Origin of the sequence: Chitinophaga sp. OAE865 (genome assembly GCF_040546735.1) — a bacterium.
Classification (GTDB): domain Bacteria; phylum Bacteroidota; class Bacteroidia; order Chitinophagales; family Chitinophagaceae; genus Chitinophaga; species Chitinophaga polysaccharea_A.
The window spans coordinates 761,395-788,027 of sequence record NZ_JBEPOF010000001.1; the positions used below are offsets into that span (position 1 = coordinate 761,395).

Annotated in this window: 23 protein-coding genes; 9 read left to right on the forward strand and 14 right to left on the reverse strand. The window is 46.4% G+C overall.

All coding sequences use genetic code 11. From position 1 onward, the window contains the following. Positions 1-148 precede the first annotated feature (148 nt). From ABIE50_RS03220 to ABIE50_RS03245, 6 genes are all read right to left on the reverse strand, one after another. Positions 149-1,624 carry a glutamate synthase subunit beta gene (locus ABIE50_RS03220; RefSeq protein WP_209855965.1) on the reverse strand — a complete coding sequence of 492 codons (1,476 nt, stop codon included), beginning with the start codon at positions 1,622-1,624 and terminating at the stop codon, positions 149-151. A gap of 63 nt (positions 1,625-1,687) precedes the next feature. Next, positions 1,688-6,217, reverse strand: coding sequence for a glutamate synthase large subunit (gltB, locus tag ABIE50_RS03225; RefSeq protein ID WP_142684529.1), 4,530 nt, complete (start codon positions 6,215-6,217; stop codon positions 1,688-1,690). A gap of 510 nt (positions 6,218-6,727) precedes the next feature. Next, the gene (locus ABIE50_RS03230) at positions 6,728-8,269 is read right to left on the reverse strand and encodes a glycoside hydrolase family 10-like protein (protein ID WP_209855960.1); all 1,542 of its coding nucleotides are present in this window, start codon (positions 8,267-8,269) and stop codon (positions 6,728-6,730) included. Positions 8,270-8,358: 89 nt separating this feature from the next. Next, entirely contained in the window at positions 8,359-10,224 is a 1,866-nt protein-coding gene (locus tag ABIE50_RS03235; RefSeq protein ID WP_209855956.1) for a mechanosensitive ion channel family protein, read from the reverse strand. A gap of 49 nt (positions 10,225-10,273) precedes the next feature. Continuing rightward, positions 10,274-10,726, reverse strand: a complete 453-nt coding sequence (locus ABIE50_RS03240; RefSeq protein WP_209855952.1) for a methylglyoxal synthase — start codon at positions 10,724-10,726, stop codon at positions 10,274-10,276. A 47-nt stretch (positions 10,727-10,773) separates the two neighbouring features. After that, positions 10,774-11,289 carry a ferritin gene (locus ABIE50_RS03245; protein WP_209855949.1) on the reverse strand — a complete coding sequence of 172 codons (516 nt, stop codon included), beginning with the start codon at positions 11,287-11,289 and terminating at the stop codon, positions 10,774-10,776. Positions 11,290-11,443: 154 nt separating this feature from the next. On the opposite strand from ABIE50_RS03245, the gene ABIE50_RS03250 reads away from it, so the two are divergent. From ABIE50_RS03250 to ABIE50_RS03265, 4 genes are all read left to right on the forward strand, one after another. Further along, positions 11,444-12,040 carry a NifU family protein gene (locus tag ABIE50_RS03250; protein ID WP_079471504.1) on the forward strand — a complete coding sequence of 199 codons (597 nt, stop codon included), beginning with the start codon at positions 11,444-11,446 and terminating at the stop codon, positions 12,038-12,040. A 110-nt stretch (positions 12,041-12,150) separates the two neighbouring features. Next, positions 12,151-13,848 (forward strand): PNGase F N-terminal domain-containing protein, encoded by a 1,698-nt coding sequence (locus ABIE50_RS03255; protein ID WP_209855946.1) that lies wholly within the window; start codon positions 12,151-12,153, stop codon positions 13,846-13,848. Between the two features lie 69 nt (positions 13,849-13,917). After that, positions 13,918-14,538, forward strand: a complete 621-nt coding sequence (pnuC, locus tag ABIE50_RS03260; protein ID WP_142684522.1) for a nicotinamide riboside transporter PnuC — start codon at positions 13,918-13,920, stop codon at positions 14,536-14,538. After that, the gene (locus ABIE50_RS03265) at positions 14,535-15,059 is read left to right on the forward strand and encodes an AAA family ATPase (protein ID WP_209855943.1); all 525 of its coding nucleotides are present in this window, start codon (positions 14,535-14,537) and stop codon (positions 15,057-15,059) included. The genes pnuC and ABIE50_RS03265 overlap by 4 nt, the downstream gene beginning before the upstream one ends. Here the strand turns inward: ABIE50_RS03265 and mtgA are convergent, their stop codons facing one another. Next, positions 15,060-15,776, reverse strand: coding sequence for a monofunctional biosynthetic peptidoglycan transglycosylase (mtgA, locus tag ABIE50_RS03270; RefSeq protein ID WP_209855940.1), 717 nt, complete (start codon positions 15,774-15,776; stop codon positions 15,060-15,062). Positions 15,777-15,851: 75 nt separating this feature from the next. Here mtgA and ABIE50_RS03275 point away from each other — a divergent pair, with 75 nt between their 5' ends. Next, on the forward strand, positions 15,852-16,469 hold the full coding sequence (locus tag ABIE50_RS03275; protein WP_209855937.1) for an L-threonylcarbamoyladenylate synthase: 618 nt from the start codon (positions 15,852-15,854) through the stop codon (positions 16,467-16,469). Positions 16,470-16,547: 78 nt separating this feature from the next. Next, a complete protein-coding gene (locus ABIE50_RS03280) occupies positions 16,548-16,850 on the forward strand; it encodes a hypothetical protein (protein ID WP_209855925.1) in 303 nt (100 codons plus the stop codon). 624 nt (positions 16,851-17,474) lie between these two features. On the opposite strand, the gene ABIE50_RS03285 is transcribed toward ABIE50_RS03280, so the two are convergent. From ABIE50_RS03285 to polA, 4 genes are all read right to left on the reverse strand, one after another. After that, positions 17,475-18,620, reverse strand: a complete 1,146-nt coding sequence (locus ABIE50_RS03285; RefSeq protein ID WP_209855922.1) for a C1 family peptidase — start codon at positions 18,618-18,620, stop codon at positions 17,475-17,477. 128 nt (positions 18,621-18,748) lie between these two features. Further along, positions 18,749-18,946, reverse strand: a complete 198-nt coding sequence (locus tag ABIE50_RS03290; protein ID WP_354027856.1) for a GNAT family N-acetyltransferase — start codon at positions 18,944-18,946, stop codon at positions 18,749-18,751. Further along, positions 18,867-19,274, reverse strand: a complete 408-nt coding sequence (locus tag ABIE50_RS03295; RefSeq protein ID WP_354028305.1) for a GNAT family N-acetyltransferase — start codon at positions 19,272-19,274, stop codon at positions 18,867-18,869. The genes ABIE50_RS03290 and ABIE50_RS03295 overlap by 80 nt, the downstream gene beginning before the upstream one ends. Before the next feature lie 145 nt (positions 19,275-19,419). After that, positions 19,420-22,239, reverse strand: a complete 2,820-nt coding sequence (polA, locus tag ABIE50_RS03300; RefSeq protein ID WP_209855919.1) for a DNA polymerase I — start codon at positions 22,237-22,239, stop codon at positions 19,420-19,422. A gap of 98 nt (positions 22,240-22,337) precedes the next feature. Between polA and ABIE50_RS03305 the strand changes: the two genes are divergently transcribed. Next, positions 22,338-22,667, forward strand: a complete 330-nt coding sequence (locus tag ABIE50_RS03305; protein ID WP_142684514.1) for an arsenate reductase family protein — start codon at positions 22,338-22,340, stop codon at positions 22,665-22,667. A 72-nt stretch (positions 22,668-22,739) separates the two neighbouring features. Here the strand turns inward: ABIE50_RS03305 and ABIE50_RS03310 are convergent, their stop codons facing one another. Further along, positions 22,740-23,834 carry a glycosyltransferase gene (locus ABIE50_RS03310; protein WP_209855916.1) on the reverse strand — a complete coding sequence of 365 codons (1,095 nt, stop codon included), beginning with the start codon at positions 23,832-23,834 and terminating at the stop codon, positions 22,740-22,742. 366 nt (positions 23,835-24,200) lie between these two features. On the opposite strand from ABIE50_RS03310, the gene ABIE50_RS03315 reads away from it, so the two are divergent. Both ABIE50_RS03315 and ABIE50_RS03320 read left to right on the forward strand, forming a co-directional pair. Beyond that, positions 24,201-24,449 (forward strand): hypothetical protein, encoded by a 249-nt coding sequence (locus tag ABIE50_RS03315; RefSeq protein ID WP_079471515.1) that lies wholly within the window; start codon positions 24,201-24,203, stop codon positions 24,447-24,449. Positions 24,450-24,568: 119 nt separating this feature from the next. Beyond that, positions 24,569-25,708, forward strand: coding sequence for a formimidoylglutamase (locus ABIE50_RS03320; RefSeq protein ID WP_209855913.1), 1,140 nt, complete (start codon positions 24,569-24,571; stop codon positions 25,706-25,708). Between the two features lie 49 nt (positions 25,709-25,757). Here the strand turns inward: ABIE50_RS03320 and ABIE50_RS03325 are convergent, their stop codons facing one another. Further along, the gene (locus ABIE50_RS03325) at positions 25,758-26,162 is read right to left on the reverse strand and encodes a lysozyme inhibitor LprI family protein (RefSeq protein WP_209855910.1); all 405 of its coding nucleotides are present in this window, start codon (positions 26,160-26,162) and stop codon (positions 25,758-25,760) included. Positions 26,163-26,227: 65 nt separating this feature from the next. Next, positions 26,228-26,632, reverse strand: a complete 405-nt coding sequence (locus ABIE50_RS03330; RefSeq protein WP_209855906.1) for a lysozyme inhibitor LprI family protein — start codon at positions 26,630-26,632, stop codon at positions 26,228-26,230. Position 26,633 lies beyond the last annotated feature (1 nt).

A 26,633-nucleotide genomic window follows, 5' to 3' on the forward strand; every position in this document is an offset into this window, starting at 1 on the left:
GGCCTCTGTGTAAAGACCGGTACAGGGAGAAGAGACTGCCCGAGCTGTCTTTCTGAAAAAATTATAGGCCGGGTAAAAACCCGGCCCGGCTGAAGGTTACAACAAAATCTAAACCTGCTTATGAGAAAAAATTTGATTTACAGTTGAATTATAAAGCCATTGCCTGCAGTGAATGGTCTTTGCTTTCCAGCTGGGAGCTGCCCATCAGGAATTCGTCCACTTTTCTTGCACACTCACGGCCTTCACTTATTGCCCATACCACCAGTGACTGTCCGCGGCGCATATCGCCGGCAGCGAACACTTTAGGGATGGATGTCAGGTAATCCTTTTCGGTAGCTTTCACATTACCGCGTTCATCTCTTTCCACTTCCAGCTGATCCAGTAAACCGGTGTGCTGCGGATGTACGAAGCCCATAGCCAGTAAGGCCAGTTCGCAGGGTACATCTCTTTCGGAACCGGGTATTTCTGTGAATTTGGCCGGTCTGCCATCAGCGCTGGAGGTCCATTGGAGGTCTACCAGGCGCAGAGCTTTCAGGTGGCCGTTGTCATCTCCGATAAAAGATTTGGTGGCAATGGCCCATTTACGGTCTGCCCCTTCTTCATGGGAAGAAGATGTTTTTAAGATCATCGGATAGGTAGGCCATGGCATAAATGGTGTGCGTTCGCCAGGAGGTTTTGGTAACAACTCCAGTTGTGTAACGCTGCGGGCGCCATGACGGTTACTGGTTCCCACACAGTCGGAGCCGGTATCGCCACCACCAATCACGATCACATTTTTGCCTGTTGCCAATATATCACTGCCTTCTACCGCAATATTGCTAACTCTTTTATTCTGCTGCTTCAGGAAGTCCATTGCATAGTGTATGCCTTTCAGCTCACGACCCTGGATCGGAAGATCGCGTGGAATGGTGGAACCACCAGCCAGCACAATTGCATTGTATTCTCTCAGCAGATCATTGGTGCTAACGTTTACGCCTACGTTGGCATTGCATTGAAACACCACTCCTTCTTCTTCCATCAGTTTCACGCGGCGGTCTACTACCCATTTTTCCAGTTTGAAATCTGGGATACCATAGCGTAAAAGTCCGCCTGGTGCATCGTCGCGCTCAAATACTGTTACAGAGTGGCCTGCATAGTTCAGCTGCGCGGCGGCAGCCAGACCAGCCGGGCCGGAACCGATCACCGCTACTTTCTTGCCGGTACGCATACGCGGTGCTTTTGCCTGTACCAGGCCTTTATCGAAAGCTATTTCAATGATATGTTTTTCTATTTCCTCGATAGCTACCGGGGGCTGGTTAATACCCAGTACACAGGCACTTTCACACGGAGCCGGGCAAATACGGCCGGTAAATTCCGGGAAGTTATTGGTAGAGGATAATATATCATACGCTTCTTTCCAATCCTGGCGGTATACGGCATCATTAAATTCCGGTATTACGTTACCCAGGGGGCATCCGCTGTGGCAGAAAGGCACACCACAGTTCATACAGCGGGCGGCCTGCTGATTCAGTTTATTATCCGGGAAGCGTTCTACAAATTCTCTATAGTGACTAACCCTTTCCCGGGGATCCGCTTTCCCGGGCTGCTCGCGTGTAAATTCCAGGAATCCTGTAGGTTTACCCATAATTTTCCTCCACAAGTCCCTTACCTGCAAGGGATATTTTGATGATGAATGTTAATTGTTCAATTAGTGACCCACTTTCTGGCCCTGTGTTTTAGCTGATTTCAACGCTGCCTTGTATTCTTTCGGGAATACTTTCACGAAATGACGCAGTTGGTTTTCCCAGTCTTTCAGGATAAACTTCGCTACCGTACTGTTCGTATAGGCATGATGTTTAGTAATCAGGTCCTGCAGCTGTGCTACATCTTCCTGGTCCAGCGGATCCAGGTCGATCATATCCCTGTTGCAGTGGTTGGCGAAAGTGCCTTTCACATCGTACACATAAGCGATACCGCCGCTCATACCTGCTCCGAAGTTGCGGCCGGTTTCACCCAGGATCACCGCTTTACCGCCGGTCATGTATTCACATCCGTGATCGCCTACTCCTTCCACTACTACAGTAGCACCGGAGTTACGCACACAGAAACGTTCTCCTGCCTTGCCGCGGATGAAAGCCTCGCCGGAGGTAGCTCCATAGAAACAAACGTTGCCCGCAATGATATTTTCTTCTGCCTTGAATCCTGCTTCTCCATGTGGATAAAGGATCAGCTTGGCGCCAGACAGCCCTTTACCGAAGTAATCGTTGGCTTCTCCTTCCAGTTCCAGCGTTAAACCTTTAGTGGTAAAGGCGCCGAAGCTCTGTCCTGCAGACCCGATGAACTTGAAATGCAGGGTATCTTCCGGTAATCCTTCGCTTTTGTAGCGTTTGGATATTTCGTTAGACAGGATGGTACCAATAGTACGATCTGTATTTTTTACAGGGAATTGCTGGTACACCCTGGCTTTCTTTTCCAGTGCGGGCTGTGCGGCCTTCAGCAGTTGCCAGTCGATCACTTCACTGATGCCGTGATCCTGTTCTTCCTGTTTGTACAGGCCTGTTTCGGCAGAAGCTTCTTCTTTATATAAGATCGGTGACAGATCCAGTTTCTGTGTTTTCCAGTTGGTGATGTTATCGCGCATCTGGAGGCATTCTACCTGGCCTACCATTTCGTTGATGGTACGGAAGCCCAGGTCGGCCATGATTTCGCGGAGCTCTTCCACGAGGTAGGTGAACAGGTTTACCACGTGTTGCGGATCGCTGTTGAAGCGTTTGCGCAGTTCCGGATCCTGGGTAGCAACACCAACAGGACAGGTATTTACATGGCATTTACGCATCATGATACAACCTTCTACTACGAGGGCTGCGGTGGCAACACCCCATTCTTCGGCACCCAGTAAAGTAGCGATGGCAATGTCGCGGCCGGTTTTCAGCTGACCATCTGTTTGCAGCACTACCCTGCTGCGGAGCTTATTCTTTACCAGCGTCTGGTGAGATTCGGCCAAACCGAGCTCCCAGGGTAAACCGGCATGTTTGATTGAGCTTATCGGGGAAGCACCGGTACCGCCATCGAAGCCAGAAACCAGGACCACATCAGCATGTGCTTTTGCAACACCTGCTGCGATAGTTCCCACACCTGCTTTAGATACCAGTTTCACGCTGATACGGGCGGCACGGTTGGCGTTTTTCAGATCATAGATCAGCTGCGCCAGATCCTCGATAGAATAAATATCGTGGTGAGGAGGCGGAGAAATGAGACCCACACCAGGTGTGGAGTGCCTTACTTTCGCGATCCAGTCGTCCACTTTATGGCCGGGCAACTGTCCTCCTTCGCCGGGTTTTGCACCCTGCGCCATTTTAATCTGTAATTCATCGGCATTGGTCAGGTAGTAGCTGGTAACCCCAAAACGGGCGCTGGCTACCTGTTTGATGGCAGAACGCATTGAGTCGCCGTTTTCCAGCAGCTCATAGCGCAGCTCATCTTCTCCACCCTCACCGGTGTTGCTTTTTGCACCGATACGGTTCATTGCAATCGCCAGTGTGGAGTGTGCCTCGTGTGAAATAGATCCAAAGCTCATAGCACCGGTAGCAAAGCGCTTGAAGATGCTGGTAGCCGGTTCTACTTCATCAATTGAAATAGACGGACGATTCTTTTTGAAAGTGAACAGGCTGCGTAAGGTGGCGGCCTTTTCACTTTGATCGTTTACCGCTTTAGAATATTTTTTGAAGGCTGCATAGTCGCCCATACGGGTGGCCAGTTGCAGATAGTGAATAGTAGTTGGATTAAAGAGATGGAATTCTCCTTTACGTTTCCACTGGTATACGCCACCTTCTGTTAAACGCTGTACCGGTGTTTCTTTACGGCCATAGCCCATCCAGTGTTTAGCCAGTGTTTCGCGGGCAATTTCATCCAGACCGAGGCCTTGTATACGGGAAACGGCGCCGGTGAAATATTTATCCACTGTTGCCTGGTTGATACCCAGTATTTCAAAGATCTGCGCACCCTGGTATGATTGCAGGGTAGAGATACCCATCTTGGAAAATACTTTCAGCAGCCCATCGCAGATTGCTTTGATATAGTTCTTCTTCAGTTTATCTACATCCAGTGTGGTATCCAGTTTGCCGTTCAGCTTCATATCGCGGATAGTGCTGAGCGCCAGGTATGGGTTAATAGCGGTTACGCCAAAGCCCAGCAGGCAGGCAAAGTGGTGAACTTCCCAAACATCGCCGGCTTCTACGATCAGTCCTACCTGGCCACGGTAACCCTTGCGGATCAGGTGGTGGTGAACGGCGGAAGCTGCGAGGATAGATGGAATAGCGGCATGTTCTGAATCGATAGCGCGGTCGGACAGGATGATTACTTCAAAACCATCTTCCACTGCATCTACCGCGTAGCGGCATAAGCGGGCCAGTCCTTTTTCCAGGGAGCCGGGCTTGCCGTCGGCCTTGAAATAGGTGTGTAATGTTTTGGCCTGGAATAAACCGGTATCGATACTGCGTATCTTTTCCAGCTCGTGGTTGTTGAGGATCGGGTGACGCAGTGCCAAACCGTGGCAGTGCAGCGGATCCTCATCCAACAAGTTACCATTGTTGCCCACAAAGGTAGCCAGCGACATTACCAGTCTCTCCCTGATAGGATCAATAGGCGGATTGGTTACCTGTGCGAACAGTTGTTTAAAGTAGTTACAGAGGTGCTGTGGCTGGTTGCTCAGTACTGCCAGCGGGGTGTCTGTGCCCATGGAACCAACAGGTTCCTTGCCATCAATAGCCATTGGGGCAATGATGTTATCCAGGTCTTCAGTGCTGTAACCGAATGCGCGCTGGTATTTAAAGATCTGGTCGTGCTCCAGGTGAGTAAAGGTTACTCTTGGTTCAGGCAGTTCTTCCAGGCGGATCTTATATTTATTCAGCCATTCGCCATAAGGTTGCTGGGAGCAGATCTGTTGTTTCAGCTCTTCATCCCCTATGATGCGGCCCTGGTCCATGTCTACGATAAACATTTTGCCAGGTTGCAGGCGGCCTTTTTCTTTGATATTTTTTGGATCAATCGGTAATACACCGGCTTCAGAAGCCATGATCACGCGATCGTCTTTTGTTACTACAAAGCGGCTTGGACGTAACCCGTTACGGTCGAGGGTAGCGCCAATAATTTTACCATCAGTGAAGGAAATGGAAGCAGGACCGTCCCATGGCTCCATGAGAGAAGCATGGTATTCGTAAAATGCTTTCTTTTCTTCACCCATATCTTCATTACCATCCCATGCTTCAGGAACCAGCATCATCATTACATGTGGCAGGGAACGGCCTGTCATGGTGAGCAGTTCAATCACGTTATCCAGGCTGGCGGAGTCGGACTGGCCTTCTTCCACGATGGGGAGCAGCATTTCCATTTCTTCTTTGGTGAAGTATTTGGAAATAAAGTCCCTTTCGCCGGCGCGTAACCAGTTAAGGTTGCCCTTCAGCGTATTGATCTCACCATTGTGGGCGATATACCTGTACGGGTGAGCCAGTCTCCAGCTCGGGAATGTATTAGTCGCAAACCTGGAGTGGATGAGAGCAAAGGCAGAAACCATTTTCTCATCGCTCAGGTCTGTATAATAATGACGTACCTGGTAAGTGGTGAGCTGACCTTTATATACAATTGTTTTATAAGAGAGGGAGGCAATGTAAAACAGTGACTTCTCTTTAGGAACTGTATTGCGAACTGTTTTGGAAACATAGTTACGGAGCACAAATAATTTGCGCTCAAAGATTTCCGGATCACTGATATGATAAGGACAGGCAATAAATACCTGTTCAATTTCCGGTTCTACAGAAAGGGCAGATTCACCAATGCCATCCGGGCGTACCGGTACTTTACGGTAGCCAAGAATCTCCAGGCCCAGTTTCTCTGCGCTGCGTTGAAAGATCTCGCGGCATTCTTCACGCCAGCGTGGTTCTTTCGGAAAGAAGACCATGCCCACACCGTATTTTCCAAATTCCGGTAACGCGATGCCCAGTTTCAGGCATTCATCATACAGGAACTCATGGGGCGTTTGAAACAGTATCCCTGCACCATCACCCGTATTCTGCTCACAGCCGCAGGCTCCGCGGTGTTCCATGTTTTCCAGCATGGTTAAGGCATCACGAATAATATGGTGGGATTTACGGCCCTTAATATGGGCAGTAAATCCTGTTCCGCAGGCATCATGTTCAAATTCCGGACGGTATAAACCTTGCGTTTGCTTCACTTCATCCATTTGGTTTAGATTTTTTGCTTTGGCACACCCTTCCCTTCAGACTTGCGCCGCGGGTGATGGTGTACGATATAATTCGGGAACGGTTTAAAGATACTAAAGGAATGCGGTATTTTTTATATAAACTTTTGTTAGACGGTTAAAATTTAGAAAAAAATAAAAAGATACCTCGAATTGTTAGAGTTTTTAAAAAAATGAATGCTCCCTCAGGACAAATTGGACTGGTTTTACGGCTCAGCCTGACAGGCTTACCTGGTTCGCCGAAAGGAGCTTCCTTTACGACCGGGGTACTTTTTGCCCTCTATATATTATATTTGGATAATACCTTTTATTAATATGATGTTGCGCTGGGATCTACCACGTCACTTCAGCATACAGATGCCTTCCCGGATCTGAAACTTCCAGCTGAAGCCACAGCCATTGATATGGAAACGGGCGCATTGATTTCTAATGCACCATCCCATAGTAACACCGGGCCATCACAGTTGATCACACTAAACTTTGTCCCCGCGGCTACGGCTCAAAAAGGAACTGCGCCTTGCCATTTACCTGCCGCATACGCAATGGTTCGCTGATGTGGCTTTCATTCTGCATCCTGTCGAGCGCCGTTACAATATAGGTATACAGTTTTCCTTTTACATAAGTGTGGTCCTTAAACTCAGGATCAGACGACTGCTGCAGGATACCAATTATTTTCGTAGGGTCGCTTACGTTAATTGCCTCATTTTGCTCAAACCGGTATAATACATATTGTTTGGTATGACCGCTGGTGTCATCATCAGCCCAGTGTATTTCCAGTCCACCAGGCCTTTCAAAGGCATCAATAAAGTAAGGGGCCTCCGGAGTTTCTTTAGGCAGCCATTGCATAATGGGCCGCAGGGCCGGGTATTTATAAAGGCGGGTACGCAGTGCATCTTCAATGCCAAGGGGGTTGCCGCGGAAAGAGGCGGCGCTGTAAAACATACTTCCCTGGATAGTGTTCAGTGTCCTTGCCTCTTCTATTTGTGCCGGTAATTCATTCGGGTTTTTCCAGGCTGCATTGCTGCCTATACGGTATACGCCATGACCGATATATACCTGCCGCCCGTAACCATGCTGGCCCCACCAGTTCAGTAATATTTCATAGTCGGCCAACCGGTGCCCGCGCTCCCAGTAGATCTGGGGTGTTACATAATCAATCCAGCCATTCTTCAGCCATTTCAGGATATCAGCAAACAGGTCGTCGTAGTTGGTTTGGCCACCTTTGGTATATGAACCTTCAGGGTCTTTGTCTTTATTACGCCATACGCCAAAGGGGCTGATGCCAAATTTAACCCAGGGCTTTTCCGCTTTTATTGCCACGCTCAGCATTTTTATAATAGCGTCTGTATTGGCGCGGCGCCAGTCGTCCCGCAGCATATTATTGCCGTAGAGCCGGTAGGAGCTGTTATCGGGGAATTCTTTTCCGGGAACCCGGTAAGGATAAAAATAGTCGTCAAAATGTACGGCATCTATGTCATAGCGTTTTACCACATCACGGATCACCGCAGTTACATATTCGCGCACTTCAGGAATGCCCGGGTCAAAATATTTTTTATTGTCGTAGGTAACAAACCATTGCGGTTTCAGGCGGGTAATATGATTGGGGGCCACGCTGCTGCGACTGATATTGAACACCGCCCTGTATGGGTTAAACCATGCATGAAACTCCATACCGCGCTTATGGGTTTCCTCTACCATGAACTGTAAAGGATCATAATACGGATTTGGAGCCTGCCCCTGTACGCCGGTGAGATATTCAGACCAGGGCTCATAAGGCGAAGCATAAAAGGCATCGGTAGCCGGGCGAACCTGTACCACTACAGCGTTCATACCATTCCGTTGCTGCTGATCAAGTATTGCGACGAACTCCTGTTTTTGTTGTTCTGTGCTCAATCCCCGCCTGGAGGGCCAGTCAATATTTTCCACAGTGGCAATCCATACTGCTCTCAGTTCACGTTTTGGAGGCAATTGTGCCCATGCCTGCTGTATTCCAATGATCGATAGTATTACGCCTGCTATAAATTGCTTCAACATGAGCCTGACTTTTTTTAACGTAAGATGCGAAAATAGCAAAAAGCAGGGCTGATCCGATACAAATATGTGATTCTTATGAAGATAGCGAACTAATCTTTTTCCATCTTAAGCTTTGTAGCCGGTGCCTGGTAATCTTCCGGTAGGTATTCTGCGGGGACTGTGGTCATGTTGCCATCGCGGTGTGCAATAAAGTGGGGCGACATAATTTCAATACCCTCCGCATTGAATTCATCTATAATATGCCGGTGAAGATCAGAGTAGATGACCGCCATTTTATGGAAGTGATCTGTATATACGTTGATTTCATAGGCGATGGCGAAATCATCGAGACTGGTTTGCAGTACAAACGGGGGCTTGTTTTTCATAACGCCATCTGTGGCTATAGCGGCTTTGATCAGCATTTCATGAACTTTTTTCCAGGGTACTTCATAGCCAATAGTTACAGTAGTGTGTAAGATGAGCCCGAGATCTTTGCTGGACGTGGTAAAATTAATGGTATGGCCGTTTAATATACTGGCATTAGGTACTGTGATTTCCTCGTTTTTGATGGTACGAAGCCTGGTAACAAGCAGGTTTTTCTCTATCACATCTCCTGTAATTTCCCCGATCTTAACCCGGTCGCCGATCTTAAACGGGCGCATATACGTAATTACAAAACCCGCTATCACGTTGGCAATGGCGGAAGATGAGCCCAGTGAAAACAGGATACCAAGAAAAACAGATACTCCCTGGAATATTTTTGAGTCCGACCCTGGGAGGTAAGGGAATATTACCACGAACATAAAGGCATATAACAGGAATTTCACGCCGCTTCCGGTGGGCCTTGCCCAGTCGGGGTAAAAACCATTGATAGTAAGATTGCCGGTTGCCACTTCTTCCGCCAGGTAATTCACAAATTTCACCAGGTATCTTGTTATCAGGTAGATCACGATGATTGTAAGTAGTTTGGGGAGATAGTGAAGGAATCCCATCAGGATGGATTTGATGGGAGATAATGTCCAGCTGATCAGTTTATCGGCAATCCCTTTTGTCCATGGAAAAATGCTGAATACAAAGGGCAGGGTAATATAAAAAACAAGAAGAATGGCGATGATCCGCACGATGCGCAGGAGATTAAAAACTATGCCTACCTGCTTTTGCTGGTTCAGCAATGCATATTCTTTTACTTTAACCCCCTTAAAATAGCGGTCTTTTTCCCGTACAATTCTTCTGCGCAGTTGTTTGAACAAACGGTTGATACCATAAACGATGAAGGAAAAAACAAGGATGATCAGAAGTAGCCATCCTATGCGGATGAGAACACTCTGAAAACTGCTGTCTTTCTTTTCCTGCAGTATTGCATTGCGCACAGTTGTTGCATATTGTTGTGCTACCTGGGTTTTATCCTGTTCCAGCCACAGTGCGTCATCGTCTGTTACACTCAGGAGCACCAGCTCGTTATAGATGACATCTATATTGTTTTCATTGGGTATAACTTTTATTGAGTCAGGAACAAAAAAAGGATCGTTGGCAAGCTGCACCAGTTTGTGCTCAATGTTCTGTGCCCGGTCGCTCGGATTCAGGGGGCCGAGTCTATTGTAGATATAGAAAAGAGTATCGTCACGAAAAGGTACTACCGGGATACCCTTGCTGATGGCTTTTAACCGGAGAATACGCTGGGTGGCGGCGGCTTTTTTCAGGGAATCGGCCATTATGAAAGCAGCCAGTTTTTGTTGCAGTTCTTTTTTGCGGTGGTCATTATCGTTATTGATTTCCGCCAGTTGTTGCTGCAATTGCTTTTTTTGTTCATTGTCTGCTTTCTGCAGGGAATCGCTTTCTCTTAGCAGGCGGGTGGTCAGGATCAGTTGTGAATTGGTGAGGGAGTCGCGGCCGGCCTTACTGCTGTCGTTTTGTGCATGGCATGGGAAAGCCAGGCCAACCAGTATGGCTGCGAAGAAGAGGGTATAAATTTTCATTCCCGTAGCTTTTATTTAAAGTACGGAAAATTCAGGAAGCAGCGGTTGGCTAAATCTTTCTTTTCGTATACTGGCTATAATCCGGAAGAATGGCTTCATATTCCTGGTGCATCAGAGGGGATGTCAGGAGAAAATCCGCAGATGCCCGGTTGCTGGCCATCGGGATATTCCATACCACGCCGAGGCGAAGCAGGGCCTTGATATCCGGGTCGTGAGGCAAAGCCTCCATCGGGTCCCAGAAAAAGATGATCACATCGAGTTCCCCGGTGGCCACCAGGGCGCCGATTTGCTGGTCGCCGCCCAGGGGACCACTCAGGAGTTTTCTCACAGATACATCCAGCGCCTGTTCTATCAGCTGGCCGGTGGTGCCGGTTGCATACAGTTCATGCCGACTAAGTACCGTTTTGTTATAAGTGGCCCATTCTATCAGCTCCGCCTTTTTATGGTCGTGAGCAATCAGTGCAATTCTTTTGCGTGCTTTTAAAACTTTGGATGTTTGCATATATGGTTACAAAAGTAATAAGTGGCACGCAGAAATTAAATCAGATATTAGTGCCTGTCGTTGGTATCCAGGGTGGCAAGATCCCGGTCGAAAATATAAAGACCGCCCTTGTCCTCCCCTATCAGCTTTAATTTATCGAGGATATGGCGGGCAAGGCGCTCTTCTTCAATTTGTTCGGTAACATACCATTGCAGGAAATTGTGTGTGGCATAATCCTTTTCCTTCAGGCACATATCCACCAGGTTATTAATTTCTTTGGAAACCAGCAGTTCATGGCTGAACACATGTTCAAAAATGGCATGGATATTCTTAAATTTCACGGTAGGTTGCTTTAAAGCCGGAACCAGGCCATGACCGCCCCTTTCGTTGATAAACTTCAGCAGCTTCAGCATATGGGCTCTTTCCTCATCGGAATGCCGGTACAGGAACTGGGCCACGCCGTTATACCCCTGCACCTCCGCCCAGGAGGCCATAGCGAGATAATATTGGGAGGAGGCTGCTTCCATCTCCACCTGCTGGTTCAGCGCATCGTAAATTTTGGGAGAAAGTTCTTTTAATAACATAATGAAAAATTTGTATAATATGTAGAAGATCAAGGAGTGACGGGGATATTACTGGGAACTATATCCGGATTGGTAATTTCAATAGGCTACATTCAGATGCATCCCGGAAATCTGCCTGAAAAATGTTACCTTTGCAGAAGTAAATTAGGATAAAATGATTAAAACAGGAAATCCAATCATCAGCATATATACGGAGATGACGCCAAATCCGGAAACCATGAAGTTTGTGGCGAACAAGCTCCTGTACCCCGGTAAAAGTATTGATTTCCCGGATGAAGCCAGTGCAAAACCGTCTCCTTTAGCCATAGAGCTGTTTAGCTTCCCTTTCATCAGAGGCGTATTTATTATGGCTAACTTTATTACGCTTACCAAAACCAGCGAAACCGACTGGAACGATATAATTCCTACCGTGAAGGCCTTCCTGAAAGAATACCTGGAAGACTCCCGACCTGTTATCAATGAAGATGAGGTAGTAATTACCAAATCTACTGCGAGCAATGAAGTGAGTGCAGATGATACAGACGTGGTAAAACGGATCAAGGAATTACTTGAAAACTATGTGAAACCGGCAGTTGAAATGGATGGCGGCGCCATTCAGTTCAAAGACTATGAAAATGGTACGGTTACACTGATGTTGCAAGGTTCCTGTTCGGGCTGCCCCTCCTCCATGATCACGCTGAAAGCCGGTATTGAAGGCATGATGAAGCGCATGATCCCGGAAGTGAAAGAAGTAGTGGCAGAAGCAGAATAAGCCATAGTTGAGTGAATGATAGTGTTAAACGAAAGCACAGTCTTTATGGCTGTGCTTTTTTTTAGCATTTATCGGAGCGGTATCCCTGATAATACAAGCAAACAGCTACAATGAGAAAACTACTACTGATCATTACCGGCTTGATCCTCGCCCTGCAACCGGTACAGGCGCAAAGAAAGAAACCGGTGGACAGCGCATCGGCTATTATCACCTACGGCTTCAGCAGCAACGGGAAAGAAATTCCTGGTAACGGGCTGCAATTGATCATCGACCATCAGCGGGCACACATTGTTCCCGGCAATGGTAAACAGAAGGAACAGCAGTTCCTGGAGCTACAGGAGCAAATGACCCTGCAAGTGTTAAGTCTTCCCAACGGGGAAGCATATACGCTGAAAAAAGCATTTTCTGAATATACCACACCTGAATTATTGCCCGATACCGCCACCATACTGGGATATCCCTGTAAAAAAGCCAAACTGTTTATCAGGTCTAACACCATAGAAGTATGGTATACCAACGCGCTGCCACTGAAGGGCACGCCAAATATTACTATAGCACCAGGCCTTGGCCTGGTGCTTAAAATAGTGCGTAATGGTAACAGCGAAACCCTGGCAAAAAAAATTACCTGGGGCAAAGTGACCGGAACGGCGTTGGCCTGGCCTTCCAATACCGGTATCCTGGTAAATGACGCCGCATATATGCGGCAGGTGATCGACAGCCGGTACACTACCCTGCCGGTATTTGACCAGGAACAGATCAGCTGGGGCAATAACACGCCTAATCCCCCGGGGGAACAGCTCAATCAAACCTATCATTTTGCAGGCGGTACAGTCATCCTTAAAAAAATAAATTTACCGGCAGCCCGGAAAGGAGAAACACTTTTTGCGGAGCTTACCCAATACTCCAATGGTGATGCCTACGACAGAACAGGTTCGGTATTTATGATCCCGGCAGATAAAGCCACTTCTTTCCTGGACGGCCTTCAGAAAGGCGTAGGGGCGTTACCGTTATTCACCGCTAAAAATGGAAAGCAATACCAGGGCATGGTAGCAACGGACAATTATTTACCTGCCATGGAAGTGCTGCGTTTCTTCACACCATTCGGCGTCCGGCAGTTTAATAACCAGGTAAAAATCGCCGGTTACAACTGGGCCGATTCCGTGATCTATAAACAGGATATCACCGAGCTGCATGGCCGCCTGCAGGGCGATGTATGGCTGGGCGTTTATATTGGCAACTATGATAAAGGCGGTCATAAAGTAAGCCTTAGTCTTAAATATTATCCGGGTGATCCGGAAGACGAGAACCGCCCGGCAGCCAACTGGATATATCCTGTTTTCAATACCACCAATCTGATGGAAATGGCCGGGCAGGAATATGCGACCCTCTTTGATAAAGACTCCCTCAGTGTGACCGTCAACATTCCGGAAGGCGTCAGAAATATTCAGTTAAGATTCCTGACTACCGGCCATGGTGGCTGGGGAGGTGGCGATGAATTTAATCCAAAGCAAAATGAAATTTTTGTAGATGGAAAACGGGTATATCATTTTATTCCATGGCGCACAGATTGCGCGACGTACCGTTTGTTGAATCCTGCTTCCGGTAATTTGGGCAACGGGCTCTCTTCCTCTGATCTGAGCCGTTCCAACTGGTGCCCGGGTACGCTTACATCCCCGGTATTCATCTCTTTACCAGATATCACTCCGGGACAGCATACTATACAGGTAGCTATTCCACAGGGTAAGCCGGAAGGTAGCAGCCAGAGCTTCTGGAATGTATCCGGTACACTGATAGGAGAAAAAAAATAATTTTCCGGGATGTGGTATTAGCCGCATCCCGGTTGACATAATCCGGAATTATTGATCCACATTCGCATTATGAACGATTTATACCAGGGTATATTAGAAGGTCTTCACCAGATGACCTGGCTGGAAGCAGTAGCTGTTTTCTTTGCTGTCTTATCGGTCATCTTTCAAAAAAATAATAACATACTGGTATATCCTACCGGTATTGTGAGCACAGGTATTTACACCTACCTCCTGTCCAGGGAGCATTTCAAGCTGTATGCGGATGCTGCGCTGAATGCATATTACCTTGTGATGAGCGTATATGGATGGCTCTATTGGGCAAAGAAAGGCCCGGAACAACCTGCTACACCGGTGATGCGCAGCAACAGCAGGGAACTGCTTACCGCCATTTTTATAGCCCTGGCCGGCTGGGGGATTTTTTATTTCCTGTTAAGCCGTTTCTCCGATTCAAATGTACCGGTAATGGATGCCTTTGTATCTGCCACTGCCTGTGCAGGTATGTGGCTGCTCGCTAAACGGAAGCTGGAGAACTGGATATTGCTGAATATTTCCAACCTGGTGGCTATCCCGCTGTTGTTGTACAAGCACCTGTATCTTACTGCCGGATTAACTATCTTTTTATTTACCATCGCTATATTCGGGTATCTTAGCTGGAGAAAAGAGGTGTTGCAAAGAGAAGAACATACATGAAGAAAGTAGTTGTTATAGGACCTGAATCAACGGGGAAAAGCTCGCTCAGCGAAAAGCTGGCGAAGCATTTCAATACCGTATGGACGCCGGAATATGCGCGTGAGTACATCGATCAACTCCAACGGCCGTACGAAGAAGCTGATCTTCTGCAAATTGCAGCCGGCCAGGTAGCACTTGAGCAGCATATGGCCAGCCGGGCCAATGAAGTATTGATCTGTGATACTGATCTGTACGTGATCAAGGTATGGAGCGAACATAAATACGGGCGTTGTGATCCACGTATTCTACAGCAGATAGCCCGTCAGCGTTGTGATCTGTACCTGCTTACTTATATTGATCTGCCCTGGGAGGAAGATCCGCAAAGGGAATATCCGGACCCCGAAATGCGTCATTATTTTTATAATATTTACCGGGAGATAGTCATAAATTCCGGCGTGGAATGGAAAGATATCAGGGGCGGATATGAAGAGCGTGAAGCGCTGGCAATAGCTGCTGTGCAACAGTTGCTGCACCGGCGCTGATTATTTCCTGCCGGTAACCAGTTCCATTATATCCGGGTCGGGCGAGAGATTGCGCATTTGTACAAGTATTCTCCGCTGCCGGTAAGATGTGATCCGTGCAGGCGGATTGATGGTATATTTAATTGGATTAGGTAAACAGGCGGCTATCATGGCGGCTTCTTCCCTGTTCAGGCTGGCTGCATTTTTATGGTAGTTTACCTGTGCCGCAGCTTCCACACCAAATACCCCCTCTCCCATTTCTGCCACGTTCAGGTATACCTCGAGGATACGCTGTTTGCCCCATATTTTTTCGATCATGAAGGTGAAATATACTTCCAGGCCCTTCCTGAACCAGCTGCGACCCTGCCAGAGGAACACGTTTTTAGCAACCTGCTGACTGATAGTGCTGGCTCCTTTTATTTTTTTGCTTTGCTGGTTATGCTTCATTGCTTTTTCAATCGACTTAAAGTCGAATCCGTTATGGTCTGTAAAAAGCTGGTCTTCGCTGGCTATTACGGCCAGTTTAGCATGTTGGGATATTTCATCATAGCTCACCCATGTTTTCTGCAGTTTTTTGTCTGTTCCCCAGAGGCTGAACCAGCTGGCTATTTCAGTGATAGTAATAGGCGGATTCACCCATTTCAACAGCAGGATGTATAAAAATTGCGCAACAATTAAAACCAGTACTACCCTCTTCAGTCTCCTCCACGTTCTGGGAACAATGCCTTTTAAATTCATCGCGTAGGTTTAGAAAAATCGGGACGAAAGGTAGGCTAAAAACCTGAAAGTGACGCACAATCGTTAACTTTATATATGCTATTAAACGTACATCCGGATAACCCGAATCCCCGTCATTTAAAAACGATCATTGAATGTTTGAAAGACGGAGGGATTATTATTTATCCAACTGATACGGTGTATGGCCTGGGTTGTGATATTACACAACATAAGGCCATAGAGCGTATTGCAAGAATTAAGCAGATAGATCCGAAAAAAGCACAGTTTTCGTTCATCTGTTATGACCTGAGTCATTTGTCGGACTATGCGAAGAGCGTGGACACGCCTGTTTTCCGTATGTTGAAAAAGGCATTACCCGGCCCATACACATTTATTTTACCGGCCAGCCGGCTGGTGCCTAAATTATTGAAAACGAAAAAAGACACGGTGGGTATCAGGGTGCCTGATAATAATATCTGCCGCACTATTGTGAAAGAATTGGGCAACCCGATTATGAGCACCACGTTGCCGATAGATGATTACGTAGAAGAATACACGGACCCGGAGATCATTTATGAGAAGTTTGGAAAACAGGTAGATATTGTGATAGATGGGGGCCCGGGCGGTATGGGCTTTTCTACAGTGGTGGATTGCACGGGTCCGGTGCCGGAACTGATCCGTGAAGGCATTGGAAGTTTTGAAGAAATATCCTGATAATATATGCAGAAACGATGGTGGATTTGTGTGTTTTGTTTATTCTCGGGTATAATAGCCGGAGCGCAAACCCGCATAATGAAACCATTGTCGTTGGCGGCCATGAAGCCGTCGTCTTTTGATTTAACAGACACCCCTGTTTTCCGGCCGGCCGGCTTCGGGCAAAAACCGGTTAGCACATTTTCTTCTTTGCCTCATACATTCCCTGCCCGGGAACCTGTAGCTGCCCCTGTTTACCGCTTTGCCCCTGATGCTTATTACCAGCAACATTTTGGGTTCTTCTGCAAAAAGGAATGGGCCTGGCAGAAACAAACCGGGTTACCACTTAAATTCCGTTTAGGAAGCTATTCTTATGCCCAGCAGCAGGAAGGAAAACGCTGATCTCTTTTATTGTATTTATTTTGAAAGATAATAATTGACAGAGTCAATGATAATTAGTTGATCAGGGCAAATATATTTTAAAAAGACAAATATGAGAAATGGCCTGAAAATAATGGTTTAATGCCGGGGGTTGGGATGCACTGAACACAATGATCTCCTTTGCATAGCTGTTAAAATCACCTGCTCTGTAAAACGGTTATGATAACAACGTGTGTTCCAGGAATAACGTCTGCATCTTCTGATTCTAAAAAAGGGTTAATGATCTAAGATAATAAGCCGGTTCATTTCTGGAATCTCATGACCTCCAACTCCAACAATGATGGGACCCATGACGCTGAACGTTTATTTTGAACCGGAACAGATCCCGACCTGGCAGCCTTGGACCTTTTTTATTATCACATCCAAAGGGGGAATAGGCGGCCACTTGTTCCATGCGCTAAGCAGATGGTATGAGGCATTTTCCTTGCACCAGCTTCAGGTAAAAGAGAAGGAGGTATAGCGGTTTTGAAAGCAGATCCGGTAAAAAAAGAGCCGGTCTAAAACAAGACCGGCTCCTGGAGTATTTTTTTCTGGGGAACAGTTTTAACACATAGTCCCCCTTCTTTTTCTATCTCTCTAAAAAAATTATTTAATACCCAGTTTTTTCGCGATATCTGCCGGTAACGCTTTTTTGTTTACCATGTAGCAGGTGGTTTTATATGCGAAGTATGGCTCAGAAGCATAGAAATATCCCTGACCGGGGTTATCGGTGCCCCAGGAGTTTTTCACCCGGAAATATTTATTGCCATTCTGATCTTTCACCAGGCCTACAATGTGCATACCATGATCATCCTGTGTCTCGAAGTTATCGAAAGCTTTCTGGCGAACTTCAGGAGTAATGGCTTTTTCTTTACCAGGCTCCAGGAAAACATTTTTTCTTTCTTCGGCAGACATATCAGCCCAGTCTTTTTCAGGAACAATGGCCAGTCCGTCTTTGAAGTTGAATCCTTTTTCACTTACATCGGCAGCCCATGCAATGGTGTAACCATTCATGATGGCATTTTCAGCGATGTTGGTAAAGTCATTCAGGTTTACGTTATATACTTTTTCCCAGTTCCAGTTATCCGGCACTTCCAGTACAAACTGTGAATTGTATGGGTGATGCGTAAAGGAAGAAATCAGTACATAGTCATCCGCATTCAGGCCCAGTTCTTTTGCAAAAGACTGCGGTGTATAGGATTTACCGTTATACTGGAATTTTTCTGGGGCATCGCCCATATAGGCATTGAGCACACCGTCAAAAGCTTTTGACCAGTCGGGGTTGATAGTGCCCTGTGCGTTACCGATTTTATTCACCATGCCTTCCAGGAGACTTTCCATTTCGGCGTGGTTGTATATTTTATCTTTGTTGCCATCGTATACACTTTGCGGAACCAGGCCGTATTCGCGGAGGCAAAGCAGATCGTCGGGGAAGCCACCGCCTTCACCGAAATTGGCTTTTCCGTGCATACGTACGTAGTTGGCTGCCTTTAAAGGATACATTTTGCGTACAACATACATTTCACTGAGGTTCAGTCCTTTGTTTTTACCGGTACGCAGTATTTCTGATTCAAAGAAAGAGAGGCCGGAAAAAGACCAGCAGGTGCCGGTACGGCCCTGGTTCTGTACATCTCCTGCATCCAGGTTTTTTAAAACGGTAAACTGGTAGCGGCTTCCCTCCACGTTGGTACTGTTTTGTGCAAAGGCTCCAACGCTGCAAAGCATGGCAGCGCACATTATCCATTTCTTCATGAGTATATCAATGATTGGTTTAAAAACAAGGACCAAAAATAAGGGAAAGTGCGTATTAGACAGACGAAAAGATGGATGAACGGGGCTTGCTACAGCTACTTTTTAATGATTGTTCACTTGAATTACAGTTATTTTTCCTGGTAGTGATTCCGGGTAATCTCCCATTCCCAGAGATCTTCTCCTTCTTTATTTTTAAATGTACCTACAAATCGCATCCCTGCTTTTTGTAATATTTTAACGGAGGCATTATACTCTTCTTCCGTGTGGGCAATTACCCGGTGAACGTATGAGTGTCCGAATGCAAAACGGATAAGCCCTTCCGCCATTTCGGTCCCCAGTCCTCTTTCCCGGTAATCGGGCGGCTATTTCATAGCCCATTTCCACTAGCCCGTCTTCATTGGGTTTGCCTTTAAAACCGCCGGCGCCAATTAAACGCTTATCCGCGCGGTGAATCACGAGGTAAAAGAACCAGCCCAGCATGGCAGGGTCGTTGCGCAACTTATCATATGCTACCAGTACCATTTCAGGATACTCTGTCCAACCTTCCGGAATAGAAATACCAAGCAGGTCGGCCAGGTGATCGTTGCCCTGTAATAGCAATTCGAAATACTCCAGTGAGCACGGCAACAATTGTAGTCGAGGTGTTTGGATCATGTTTGAAAACTAGTAAACTGTTTTGGGAAATACAATAGTGGCTTTTTGCATTTAATTCATTAGCTTTTAGCATTTAACAACCCCGCCGGGAGAAAATTTCCCGGGTCAGTTATTACCTGCTAAAAGCTATTGCTACAGCCGAATTTTAATGCGCTTCCAGCCAGTTGTTACCGGTGCCCATTTCCGCTTCAACCGGAACGGCCAGGGGCAAGGCGTTGCGCATGAGATCTAATATAAGGGGTTTAATAATATCCAGTTCAGAGCGATGCGCATCAAAAACCAATTCATCATGTACCTGCAGGAGCATGCGGGACTTGAGATTTCGTTCCTTGAATGCTTTGTGTATGGCGATCATTGCCAGTTTTATCATGTCTGCCGCCGTGCCCTGGATGGGCATATTAATAGCATTCCTTTCTGCAAAGCCACGTACCACCGCATTGGAAGAGTTAATGTCCTTTAGCCAGCGTTTGCGTCCCAGCAGGGTTTGAACATATCCTTTTTCGGAAGCAAATTTTATCTGGTCGTCCATATATTTTTTGATAGACGGATACTGTGCGAAATAGTTATCGATCAGCATTTTGGCCTCGCTGCGGGGGATACCGAGGTTTTCAGACAATCCAAAAGCGCTTACGCCATAAATGATCCCGAAGTTGACGCTCTTTGAATTACGCCTCATATCCGGGGTAACGTCTTCCAGCGCTACGTTATACACTTTGGCGGCGGTAGCAGCGTGAATATCTATTCCTTGCTGAAAGGCTGCCATCATTTCTTTGTCTTCACTGATAGCGGCAATAATACGTAATTCAATCTGTGAGTAATCAGCAGAGAGCAACACGTATTCCTCGTTGCGGGGAATAAAAGCTTTCCTGATTTCACGTCCCCGGTCTGTGCGGATCGGGATGTTCTGGAGGTTAGGATTATTGGAGCTTAAACGGCCGGTTACTGCCACTGCCTGGTTATAGGAAGTATGTATCCGGTTGGTACGTTTATTCAGCAATAACGGTAACGAATCTACGTAGGTGGATTTCAGTTTGCTCAGTTCCCTGAAAATAAGAATATCCTCTACTATTTTATGTTTGTTGGAAAGCTTCTGCAGTACGTCTTCGCCAGTGGCGTACTGGCCGGTGCGTGTTTTCTTTGCTTTGGGATCCAGTTGTAATTTTTCAAACAGTACTTCACCCAGTTGTTTTGGGGATGCCAGTTTGAAACGCACGCCAGCCTGCTCGTATACACTTTCTTCCGCCCGTTTGATCTCTTTTTCCAGTTCCCTGGAGTAATCTGCCAGTGCCTGGGTATCGAGGGCAATACCTTCATACTCCATATCGGCAAGCACTTTCACGAGTGGATTTTCAATATCATAGAAAACTTTGTCCACCGCCTTTTCAGGCAGCATCGGCGCAAATTTTTCTTTCAGCTGCAATGTGATGTCGGCATCTTCAGCAGCATATTCTTTAATTTTTTCTATCTCCACATCCCGCATGTTGCCCTGGCCTTTTCCTTTTTTGCCGATGAGCGATTCTATGGAAACCGGCTCATACTGGAGGTATTGGGCGCTGAGCGCATCCATGCTCCTGCGGCCTTCCGGTTCAATCAGGTAGTGAGCGAGCATGGTATCGAACAGGGAAGTGGTAATTTCCATGCCATACCATTTCAGGATCAGCATATCATACTTGATATTCTGCCCGATGAGCACAATACTGGGATGCTGGAAGAGAGGGGTAAATTCATGAATGATGGCGCGTGCCGCTGTGTTATCTGCCGGCATGGGGATGTAGTAGGCAGATCCTCTTTTGAAGGAAAAGCTCATGCCTACAATTTCTGCTTCATTGGCATCCGTGCCGGTTGTCTCCGTATCAAAAGAAATTTCGGATTGCTGCAGTAATTGCTGTAGCAGGGCAGTCCTTTTTTCCGGGGTATCGATTACCTCGTATTCGTGAGGTGTATTATGAATATTTTTATCCGCCTGCAGGATATTGCCGGTTTCCACTGTTTCTTCCGTGGTTACGGTAACTTCTTCTGTAATTACGGTGGTTCCGAAAAGATCTGTTTGAACTACCCGTGCTTTGGCTTCCACACTGGCGCTGCCGGCAAATCCTTCTCCCAGTATCCTTTTGCCAAGTGTTTTAAATTCCAGCTCCATAAAAATGTCGGTGAGCTTTCCTTTATCACAATCTTTGATACAAAAATCCTCTTCGTGGAAGGTAACCGGTACATTGGTGATGATAGTGGCCAGTTCCTTGGAGAGCAGGGCATTTTCACGGCCCGCTTTAATCTTCTCTCCCATTTTACCGCCAATGGTATCGGCGTTATCCAGCACATTTTCGAGGGTGTGATATTGTGCCAGCAGTTTCATTGCTGTTTTCTCGCCAATGCCGGCAATACCGGGAATATTGTCTACGGCATCGCCCATCAGGCCGAGGATATCAATTACCTGGTGCACGTCCTGGATCTGCCATTTTTCGCATACTTCCTTCGGCCCCATGATTTCTTCCTTGTTGCCCATGTATGGCGGTTTGTAGATAAACACGTTATCACGAACCAGTTGCCCATAGTCTTTGTCCGGGGTTACCATATACACGGTATAGCCTGCATCAGCAGCCTGCCATGCCAGTGTGCCTATTACGTCGTCTGCTTCATAGCCATCCAGTTCTACTACAGGAATATTGAATCCTTCAATGATCCGTTTTATATCCGGCAATGCATCCAGGAGGTCTTCTGGGGCATCTTCGCGATTGGCTTTATAATCAGTATAAGTTGTATGACGTTCGGTAGGCGCATGCGTGTCAAACGCAACGGCTATATGGGTAGGCTTTTCTTTGTTGATGAGGTCCAGTAAAGTAGTGGTAAAACCAAACTGCGCATTGGTGTTTCTTCCCGCGCTGGTAATGCGGGGATTCCTGATCAGGGCGTAATAAGCCCTGTAAATCAGCGCCATGGCGTCCAGTAAAAATAATTTCTTTTCCATTGCTAAACCTACATGATTTAATTTGAATCTGCAAAATTAAGATAGTACTACCATATAAGGTGAGGATGTAACTTTACAAATAAAAAAAATAAAAAAGAATGAATAAAATTTATCATTTGTCGACCTGCAGTACCTGTAAAAAGATACTGGAAGAAACGAAGGCAAAGGAGCGGGGATTTATATTACAGGATATTAAGAAAGAGAAGATCACCCCTGCCCAGCTGGATGAAATGAAAGCGCTTTCCGGCAGTTATGAATCCTTGTTCAGTCGCAGGTCGCAGCAGTACCGGCCAATGGGGTTGCATGAAAAAAAATTAACGGAAGATGATTATCGCAGCCTGATATTACAGGAGTATTCTTTTCTGAAACGCCCGGTAGCGATTACAAACGGAAAGATTTACACCGGTGCGGATGTAAAAAATATTTAAGGGAGATGTGACAGATACCATCTTGAGGAAGGCCGTCCGATGATCCGGACGGCCTTTTTTGTTGAAATAATATCAGAGGGATTGTACAAACTGCTGTACTACCTGTTTGTACTGGTTCATATCCTGTTCGTGGTGAAAAGACCGGAAGGGGAAACGGGCCGCTTCGTCCAGTGCAGTTTTCAAATGAAAACGTTCCTGCGGAAGGGAATAGAAATACCCTTTCTCCATCAGGTATTCGCCCAGGTAAACCTGCTCTGACTGACCAGGTGTAGGGATAAGGATTGCTTTTTTATTCAGTTTGGCCAGATCCATCAGGGTAGTGTACCCGGAACGGCTTAATACCATATCAGAAGCCAGCATGGCCTCGTTCAGTTCACTGGCATTGAGGTGGTTAACCTGCGTAACCCCCGGTGCTACCTGTACATGCTGCGGGGTGCCTGGTTTACCGCTTACAATAAGTGCGGTGATAGATAGCTGTTTGATCTGGTCCAGTACCAGCTTTTCCAGGTTGGAGCGCTGTGGCTCCGGGCCGGAGATCAGTACCAGCAGGTCATACTTTTTGGCAACGCCAGGTTGGGGCTCGAACCGGCTCAGGCAGCCGATATAAGTTACATGCCTTGGCAGCCGGCCGGGATGTGCCAGCTCGCCGGAGAGGTTATTGTTGCCGGCAAAATCGGGGATCCAGCAGGCGCTGTATTTGTTAATGAAACGATAATTTATTTTCTGCAGGGTTCGCTCTATCCAACCACCAAATGGCGTTTTAATGAGAAGCTGGTGCGTAATGAAAACAGTAGGTATATTTTTATGATATAAACCAAAACGGTTGTCTGAAATCACTGCATTTATTTGATACTCAGCTACTATCTTCTTCAACCACCGCTGTTCATAGTTCACCGAGCGGAAAATCTTTGGTATTTGCTGGATGATTTTCAGCCCGAAAAACTGCCCTTTTTGTGCGTACTGAATGCGGTACCCAGGTAACGGGAGTATGGTCAGTTGTGGAAATTCCTGCTGTAACAAGGCAGCATGTTTGCCTTCGGCTGCAATAAAAACCTGACAACCTGCGTTTAGCATTTCACGGATGAGCGGAATATCCCGGGTGGCGTGTCCAAGGCCCCAATCCAGGGGAACGATTAAAATTTTTCGGGACGCAATAATTGTGGACAAATATTTTAATATTTTTTACGAATTTAGCTTAAATTACAAAAGGGCATTGTTAAGAAAAGGTAAACACTTTAAAGAAGGGATTTAAAAATAGCCAAGTATATAACTGCAGTATGAAAAGTATAAAATGGATCGTAGTTTTTTTTCTTTGCGGATGTTTAGTGATGGAAGGATGTAAAGTTTTTAAGAAAAACGATTGCGGCTGTCCTACCATGAATAAAAAAAGAATGCACTGATAAGAAGATCTGTTTGATAGCAACGACGACTTTGACAACGACTGACAACTAACAATTTTTGCCTTATCTTTTTGAACTATCCTTTGATACCTTGGCCAAACAATATTTCGGGGAACAGTCAAATTTTTTATTCATGAAACCTGTAGATAGAGATTTATTAATCCTGCTACATGAAGATAGGTACACGGAACAGCAGATCCAATCTGCGGTGAGACAAATCAGCGAAATGCTTTCGTTGATTGAGACGATGGATTATCTCTGTGCAGTTATGGAAGTTATGGATTGTAACAAGAGTCGGATTACCAGCAAACGAACAGTGCTGGAAAAAGCAATTTCACGTAAGTCGCACAAGCCATTCGAATTTATTATTCACAAGAACTAGTAGCCTTACCTCTACAAAATTCCCGTTATAGTAGCTTTGACCCGCTGCCCTTATCTGCCTGGTTTGCTTTTTTTTAAATTCTTGTTGTACGTTTGCCATCAAATAAACGCAATTTACTGATGGCAGATTTTTCGCATCTGCAGGATTTTTTACATCCTGTCTCAAAAGCATTTTTAAACGACGACCAGGAATACGACCCATTCCAGGTAGGAGGCGTGGTGGATGCATACGAAGATGATCACCATCCGGATATAGATGCAGCTGATATTATTCTGCTGGGAGTTGGAGAGGAAAGAGGAGATGTATCCGGTAAAACAAACACCCATGGCCCTGATGCCATACGCAGAGAGTTCTTCAGACTTTATAACTGGCACCGCGATATTAAACTGGCGGATGTAGGTAACCTGCTGCCGGGCGCTTTCCTGGCAGATGCATATGCAGCCATGAAAACAGTAGTAGCAGAGCTGTTATCCGCCAATAAAACCGTAATTATCCTCGGAGGTTCCCATGATCTTACTTACCCGCAATATAAGGCCTATGCGTCGCAGCAACTAATTATTGAAGCTACTGTAGCAGATGCGCTGATAGACCTGAAAGAAGACTCCGGTATACGCAGCGAGCGCTTTCTGATGGATATACTTACTGAGCAGCCTAATTACCTGCGGCATTATAATCATATCGGATTCCAAAGTTATTTCGTACATCCGAGAATGTTAGAAACGCTGGATAAGCTCCGGTTCGACTGCTACCGCCTTGGACGTATCCGGGAGAACATGGAGGAGGCTGAACCGGTACTGCGCCATTCAGATCTGTTCAGTCTTGATATCAACATTATCAGGCATACAGACGCCCCTGCCAACCAGCTTTCACCCAACGGCTTCAGTGGCGAAGAAGCCTGCTCCCTGGCCAGGTATGCCGGTATGAGCAGCCGTCTCTCCTCTTTTGGCATTTATGGCTATCGCCCTGAGAAAGATAAAGAACACCTAACTGCCCGGCAGATCTCACAGATGATGTGGTATTTTATGGATGGGCGTGCAGTGAAAAATAAGGAAGCGCTGTTGGATGACCGCGACGCTTTCTGGGAATTTCATATAGCCTTCTCCGATATAGAAACCGTTTTTCTGAAGAGCAAAAAAACCGGGCGCTGGTGGATGCAGCTACCCGACAGCGAATTTGTGCCTTGTGCATATAACGATTACCTGATGGCCAGCAACAATGAAATGCCGGAGCGCTGGCTGAGGCACCAGGAGCGGCTTTGATCATATTTTCACTCCGTACAGGGGGTATTCATTGTACGGAGTGAAAATATTAAATACTGAGCAGGGTGGTTAGTCTTTCCCTGATAAAAGCAGCTTTATTATCCGTAGAGATCATCTCATCATCCAGTCCTTCCATGGTGCGTTTGTGCATCTTTTCCACCCGCTCATCTATCTTCTTAAAATACTCTTCTTTTTTTGTTTCCCATGCCTGTTGCTCTTCCTGCAGCAGCTGTTGTTTCCCGCTGTCAAGGCTCAGGTAGAGATGTTGAAGAGTGGTATTCAGTAAACTGTCCAGCTGCTTATAGTAGGTAACTGCACAGCTATACATATCGCGGCTACTGCCAAGGCATTGCTGGTAGCGGTTTTCAAGTGTGTCCAGCGCTGTTTGTTGCGGTGATTGTGAATACGCTTTCGAACACAGAAATACCGTAAGAAAAATTATCAGGTTTCGCATAGGTACTGTGTGATCGTCAAATATACAAATTATATTTAATAAAATACTAATATTAATAATAATAATCATTGGTTCCCCTGTTTATCCCCGATGGAACCGGTGCATACATCTCCCTGTGGGAGCCCGTTTAGCCATACCCGAAGCGCTTCGGTACGCTGATTAGTAAGTTCGGTCATGTAATTGGCCCGGCACATTGGAAACACACTGCCATAGCTTTTAGCGGCAGCCGGGTACATGGCCTGAACCTGTGCATCACGGAATTGTATCCAGATCCGCTGTGCATCTTTCAGATTTTTGATGAACGCTTTGTTGGCCGCATAGTCTTTCAGTATCAGCTGGTAAATATCATTCAGCTTTTTATCGGCGTTTTTATATTCCTGGCCGGCCTGCTTATTCAGTTCCGACTGCGATTGTGAGAAGGCGGCCACGGCGCCTGAGATCAATAAAAGAAAGATAAAAAAAGATTTCATG

Excerpts from the sequence above, each read along its gene's own strand:
- ABIE50_RS03220 (WP_209855965.1), bottom strand. The coding sequence starts at position 1,624 with ATGGGTAAACCTACAGGATTCCTGGAATTTACACGCGAGCAGCCCGGG.
- gltB (WP_142684529.1), bottom strand. The coding sequence starts at position 6,217 with ATGGATGAAGTGAAGCAAACGCAAGGTTTATACCGTCCGGAATTTGAA.
- ABIE50_RS03230 (WP_209855960.1), bottom strand. The coding sequence starts at position 8,269 with ATGTTGAAGCAATTTATAGCAGGCGTAATACTATCGATCATTGGAATA.
- ABIE50_RS03235 (WP_209855956.1), bottom strand. The coding sequence starts at position 10,224 with ATGAAAATTTATACCCTCTTCTTCGCAGCCATACTGGTTGGCCTGGCT.
- ABIE50_RS03240 (WP_209855952.1), bottom strand. The coding sequence starts at position 10,726 with ATGCAAACATCCAAAGTTTTAAAAGCACGCAAAAGAATTGCACTGATT.
- ABIE50_RS03245 (WP_209855949.1), bottom strand. The coding sequence starts at position 11,289 with ATGTTATTAAAAGAACTTTCTCCCAAAATTTACGATGCGCTGAACCAG.
- ABIE50_RS03250 (WP_079471504.1), top strand. The coding sequence starts at position 11,444 with ATGATTAAAACAGGAAATCCAATCATCAGCATATATACGGAGATGACG.
- ABIE50_RS03255 (WP_209855946.1), top strand. The coding sequence starts at position 12,151 with ATGAGAAAACTACTACTGATCATTACCGGCTTGATCCTCGCCCTGCAA.
- pnuC (WP_142684522.1), top strand. The coding sequence starts at position 13,918 with ATGAACGATTTATACCAGGGTATATTAGAAGGTCTTCACCAGATGACC.
- ABIE50_RS03265 (WP_209855943.1), top strand. The coding sequence starts at position 14,535 with ATGAAGAAAGTAGTTGTTATAGGACCTGAATCAACGGGGAAAAGCTCG.
- mtgA (WP_209855940.1), bottom strand. The coding sequence starts at position 15,776 with ATGAATTTAAAAGGCATTGTTCCCAGAACGTGGAGGAGACTGAAGAGG.
- ABIE50_RS03275 (WP_209855937.1), top strand. The coding sequence starts at position 15,852 with ATGCTATTAAACGTACATCCGGATAACCCGAATCCCCGTCATTTAAAA.
- ABIE50_RS03280 (WP_209855925.1), top strand. The coding sequence starts at position 16,548 with ATGAAACCATTGTCGTTGGCGGCCATGAAGCCGTCGTCTTTTGATTTA.
- ABIE50_RS03285 (WP_209855922.1), bottom strand. The coding sequence starts at position 18,620 with ATGAAGAAATGGATAATGTGCGCTGCCATGCTTTGCAGCGTTGGAGCC.
- ABIE50_RS03290 (WP_354027856.1), bottom strand. The coding sequence starts at position 18,946 with ATGGCGGAAGGGCTTATCCGTTTTGCATTCGGACACTCATACGTTCAC.
- ABIE50_RS03295 (WP_354028305.1), bottom strand. The coding sequence starts at position 19,274 with ATGATCCAAACACCTCGACTACAATTGTTGCCGTGCTCACTGGAGTAT.
- polA (WP_209855919.1), bottom strand. The coding sequence starts at position 22,239 with ATGGAAAAGAAATTATTTTTACTGGACGCCATGGCGCTGATTTACAGG.
- ABIE50_RS03305 (WP_142684514.1), top strand. The coding sequence starts at position 22,338 with ATGAATAAAATTTATCATTTGTCGACCTGCAGTACCTGTAAAAAGATA.
- ABIE50_RS03315 (WP_079471515.1), top strand. The coding sequence starts at position 24,201 with ATGAAACCTGTAGATAGAGATTTATTAATCCTGCTACATGAAGATAGG.
- ABIE50_RS03320 (WP_209855913.1), top strand. The coding sequence starts at position 24,569 with ATGGCAGATTTTTCGCATCTGCAGGATTTTTTACATCCTGTCTCAAAA.
- ABIE50_RS03325 (WP_209855910.1), bottom strand. The coding sequence starts at position 26,162 with ATGCGAAACCTGATAATTTTTCTTACGGTATTTCTGTGTTCGAAAGCG.
- ABIE50_RS03330 (WP_209855906.1), bottom strand. The coding sequence starts at position 26,632 with ATGAAATCTTTTTTTATCTTTCTTTTATTGATCTCAGGCGCCGTGGCC.